This is a genomic window from Gemmiger formicilis, from assembly GCF_016901605.1.
Lineage (GTDB): Bacteria > Bacillota > Clostridia > Oscillospirales > Ruminococcaceae > Gemmiger > Gemmiger formicilis_B.
The window spans coordinates 1-4,471 of record NZ_JACJKP010000204.1; the positions used below are offsets into that span (position 1 = coordinate 1).

The 4,471-nt window shown below is 52.4% G+C and carries 5 protein-coding genes and 1 tRNA gene; all 6 read left to right on the forward strand.

Features of this window, described 5'->3' with window-relative positions; all coding sequences use genetic code 11:
• A partial coding sequence (locus H6B10_RS12780; RefSeq protein ID WP_204651957.1) for a cupin domain-containing protein occupies positions 1-685 on the forward strand: 685 nt, incomplete at its 5' end.
• A gap of 111 nt (positions 686-796) precedes the next feature.
• Positions 797-872 (forward strand) — tRNA-Thr (locus H6B10_RS12785).
• Positions 873-1,083: 211 nt separating this feature from the next.
• Positions 1,084-1,548, forward strand: a complete 465-nt coding sequence (locus H6B10_RS12790) for a GNAT family N-acetyltransferase (protein WP_204651958.1) — start codon at positions 1,084-1,086, stop codon at positions 1,546-1,548.
• A gap of 65 nt (positions 1,549-1,613) precedes the next feature.
• Positions 1,614-2,471, forward strand: a complete 858-nt coding sequence (locus tag H6B10_RS12795) for an AraC family transcriptional regulator (protein ID WP_204651959.1) — start codon at positions 1,614-1,616, stop codon at positions 2,469-2,471.
• Positions 2,472-2,767: 296 nt separating this feature from the next.
• Complete coding sequence (locus tag H6B10_RS12800) at positions 2,768-3,052, forward strand: co-chaperone GroES (RefSeq protein ID WP_204651960.1); 285 nt, start codon at positions 2,768-2,770, stop codon at positions 3,050-3,052.
• A 43-nt stretch (positions 3,053-3,095) separates the two neighbouring features.
• Positions 3,096-4,471: chaperonin GroEL (gene groL / locus H6B10_RS12805; RefSeq protein WP_204651961.1), on the forward strand; the 1,376-nt coding region annotated here is incomplete at its 3' end.

Here is a 4,471-nt window from a genome sequence, read left to right on the forward strand (position 1 = left end):
GATCGAGTTTACCGATTATCAGGATTTGTTCCGTAAGTATGAATCGTTGACCAAAATCAGTTTCGATTATGCTGTGGTCGAGAGAGAATCGGAAATTCAGGTTCTGCGTTTTGCCGGGCAGTGGAAGGATATGGGCACCTGGAATACTCTGACGGAAGCTATGGAATCCCCCTGCATTGGCAAAGCGATTGTCAATGAATCCTGCGAAAACGTTCACGTTCTCAATGAATTGAACGTTCCCGTGCTGTGCATGGGATTGAAAGATGTGGTCGTATCCGCCAGCCCTGAAGGAATCCTTGTTTCGGACAAGGATCAATCCAGCTATATCAAACCTTATGTGGACGCGATTGACCAGCAGATCATGTTTGCCGAGAAGTCCTGGGGCAGCTTTAGGGTTCTTGATGTGGAAGATGAGAGCCTTACCATCAAGGTTACCTTGCATGCGGGGCATCGTATGAACTATCACAGCCATACCTTCCGTGATGAAGTGTGGACGGTGATTTCCGGCCAGGGACGTGCTGTGGTAGATGGAACCGTCCGGACAGTACGGGCAGGGGACGTGATTACTATGAAAGCCGGCTGCCGTCATACCATTGTGGCAGACACCGAACTGAAAGTGATCGAAGTCCAATTGGGAAAAGATATCAGCGTACAAGATAAACAGAAGTTCCCGCTGGAACTCTGATTTTCTGACGTTGTCCCGTTATGACGGGCCGGAGGACAACACAAAACATTTTTTCTTGCAGGGCTTGACTTGCGCACAAAAAAATGTATAATATTAGTGTTGTCCTTGTGTGCTAGTATGGCTCAGTTGGTAGAGCAGCTGATTCGTAATCAGCAGGCCGTCGGTTCAAGTCCGACTACTAGCTCCAAGTAATAAGCGCCGCAGCGTTGGTTTTTGACCGGCTGCGGCGCTTTGTTTTGTTTGGTGGTGGATTCTGACTACTTTGACCTTTTCGCGGATAAGTGATGCCGCGGGACGTTGCCAAAGTAAAACAGAAGCAAAAAATGTTCTGGACGATTGATTAAAATGAACTGTTACAGTAAACATCTCCCAACTGCCAATGAGAAAGGAGCCTGATTATGGAAATCAGACTTGCAGGCGCACAGGATATAGATGCCTGGATGGCGCTGGTAGAACAGGTTCGAGATATATTTCCCGGGTTGGAAACCGCCGGAGCGATGGCGGAGCACAGAGCAACCGTTCTGCACTTTGTTCAAAAGGCGTCCGCCGTCTGTGCGGTAGACGAGGGGCGTATCTTGGGGGCGCTGCTATTCTCAAAAGAAAACAGTATGCTATGCTTTCTGGTGGTAGACCCGGCCTGCCACAGGCAGCACATTGGGCGGAAGTTGGTGCAATTTATGCTGACGCAGATGGGGGAATGGGAAAACATCACGGTGACCACCTATCGGGATGGGGACCCCAACGGGAAAGCCGCTCGTTCCTTCTATAAGCGCTTGGGTTTTTCGGAGGGAAAGTTGGCCGAAGAATTTGGCTGTCCAGTGCAGGAATTCGTCTTGAGGCGTACAACCGCCGGACAAATATGAGCACAGAAAATCGGGCGGAAGGGGCGGTTTTCCAGTATGCTGAATCCAGAAGGATGGTGTGACCAATGGATTGGGTAACCAGCATTCATCAGGCAATCCAGTATATCGAGCAGAATCTCCGGGAGAAATTGACCATCCGGGATATCGCACAGCAGGCGGCGTTGTCTCCGTTTTACTTTCAGAAGGGCTTTTCCATGTTGTGTGGTATGACGGTGGGCGACTATATCCGCCAGCGCCGGCTTTCCGTCGCCGGGCTGGAGGTCCTCACGACGGACCGGAAGATCATCGACATCGCACTGGAGTTTGGCTATGATTCACCGGACAGCTTTACCAAAGCCTTTGCCCGTTTCCATGGACTTACACCCGCCGCACTGCGAAAAAGCGGAGGCGCGGTTCGTTCCTTTGCTCCGCTTCGGATCAAAGTGACATTGGAAGGTGGTCAAAACATGGATTGCAAGATCATGAAAAAAGAAGCGTTCACGGTACTCTGCCGGGCAAAAACCTTTAAGTATGAAGACGGCGCGGTGGAGGTGCCCCGGTTCTGGGCCGAACATTTCGCTGCGGGCGGCGGAGAGGTAGTATGCGGTATGTACGGCATCAATTTGGACGAGAGTATGGAGGGCAATGAGTTTGAATATCTTATTGCAGACAACTACAACCCCGCCAGAGAGATTCCCGATGGCTTTACCACCCGTACCATTCCGGCCCACACGTGGGCAGTGTTTCCTTGCACCGGTCGGATGCCCCAGGCGTTGCAGGGACTGAACCAACAGATTTTTTCTCAATGGCTGCCCACGAACCCTGACTATAAGATTGCCGCCGGTATCAACGTGGAGATGTACACCGACGACAGTAAGTTTGAACAGGGGACCCAGGATTCGGACTACTACTGCGAGATCTGGATTCCGGTGGAGAGGAAATAATCTTGCCGCCGGCAGAGCGTTGTAACGGAACGGGAGCTTTGCAATCTCCCATCTGTACGAAGTCTTTATAAAATTGTATGCAGTTCGGAAGTGACCTTTCGGGCTCCCAACAGAACACCCCGAGATTTTCATATCTCGGGGTGTTCTGCATAATGGGGGCTTGTTCATAAAAATTTTATATCCAAACCTCTTGATTTTTTGTGAGAAAGTGGTTATTATATGTTTAGCACTCAAGAGAACAGAGTGCTAAACAGAATCTACAAAGAGAAATCTTTTATTAGGGAGGATCTTTCATTATGAAAATCAAACCTCTTGCAGACCGCGTTGTGATCAAGCTGGTCGAAGAAGAAGAAACCACCAAAGGCGGGCTGATCCTGTCTGGTTCCGCTAAAGAAAAGCCGCAGGTTGCCGAGGTCCTGGCCGTTGGTCCCGGCGGTATGGTTGATGGCAAGGAAGTCGAAATGATTGTCAAGGTCGGTGATAAAGTGCTGACCAGCAAGTATTCCGGCACCGAAGTCAAGGTCGATGGTGAAGAGTGTACCATCGTTCGCCAGAGCGATATCCTCGCTGTGGTGGAGTGATTTTTTGATCCTGTCGCTTTTTATAAAAAAGGAGTAATGCTTTATGGCTAAACAGATTAAGCAGGGCGCTGAAGCCCGCAAGGCGCTGTGCGCCGGTATCGATCAGCTGGCGGATACCGTCAAAGTCACCCTGGGCCCCAAGGGCCGCAACGTGGTGCTGGCCAAGAAGTTTGGCAGCCCGCTCATCACCAATGACGGTGTGACCATCGCCAAGGAAATTGAGCTGAAAGATGCTTTCGAGAATATGGGCGCTCAGCTCGTTCGTGAAGTTGCTACCAAGACCAATGATGCTGCCGGTGACGGTACCACCACCGCCACTGTTCTGGCTCAGGCCCTGGTCAACGAAGGCATGAAGAACGTTACCGCCGGTGCCAACCCGATGGATATCAAGCGCGGCATGCAGAAGGCCGTTACCGCCGCTGTGGAAGCCGTCAAGGCCAACAGCCAGAAGGTCAATGGCAGCAAGGACATTGCCCGTGTCGGTACCGTTTCTGCCGGCGATGCCGAGATCGGCCAGCTGATTGCCGATGCGATGGAGAAGGTTACCGCTGACGGCGTCATCACCATCGAAGAGAACAAGACCACTGCCGAAACTTACACGGAAGTCGTGGAAGGTATGCAGTTTGATCGCGGCTATGTGACTCCCTACATGGTCACCGATACCGAGAAGATGGAGACCGTTTACGACGACTGCTCCGTTCTGATCACCGACAAGAAGATCAGCGTGTTCCAAGATATCGTTCCTCTGCTGGAGCAGGTGATTCAGTCTGGCCGTAAGTTGCTCATCATCGCCGAAGATGTTGAGGGCGACGCGCTGTCCAACCTGATCATCAACCGTCTGCGTGGTGGCCTGAACGTTGTTGCTGTCAAGGCTCCCGGCTTTGGCGACCGCCGCAAGGAAATGCTGCAGGATATCGCTATCCTGACTGGCGGTACTGTGATCAGCAGCGACCTGGGCTACGAGCTGAAGGATGCCACCATGCAGCTGCTGGGTACTGCCCGCCAGGTCAAGGTCACTAAGGAGAACACCACCATTGTCGGCGGCAACGGCGATAAGGACGCTATCGCGGAGCGCGTTGCGCAGATCCGCAGCCAGATTTCCACCGCCACCTCTGATTTTGACCGTGAGAAGCTGCAGGAGCGTCTGGCCAAGATGGCCGGCGGTGTTGCCGTCATCAAGGTTGGTGCTGCTACCGAAGTTGAGATGAAGGACAAGAAGCTCCGCATTGAAGACGCTCTGAACGCTACCAAGGCTGCTGTTGAGGAAGGCATTGTGGCTGGCGGCGGTACCGCTACCATCAACGCCATTCCCGCTGTTGACAAGGTTGTTGCCGCACTGGAAGGCGACGAGCGCACCGGTGCCAAGATTGTCCGCAAGGCTCTGGAGGCTCCTCTGCGCCAGATCGCTGCCAACGCTGG

Excerpts from the sequence above, each read along its gene's own strand:
- H6B10_RS12790 (WP_204651958.1), top strand. The coding sequence starts at position 1,084 with ATGGAAATCAGACTTGCAGGCGCACAGGATATAGATGCCTGGATGGCG.
- H6B10_RS12795 (WP_204651959.1), top strand. The coding sequence starts at position 1,614 with ATGGATTGGGTAACCAGCATTCATCAGGCAATCCAGTATATCGAGCAG.
- H6B10_RS12800 (WP_204651960.1), top strand. The coding sequence starts at position 2,768 with ATGAAAATCAAACCTCTTGCAGACCGCGTTGTGATCAAGCTGGTCGAA.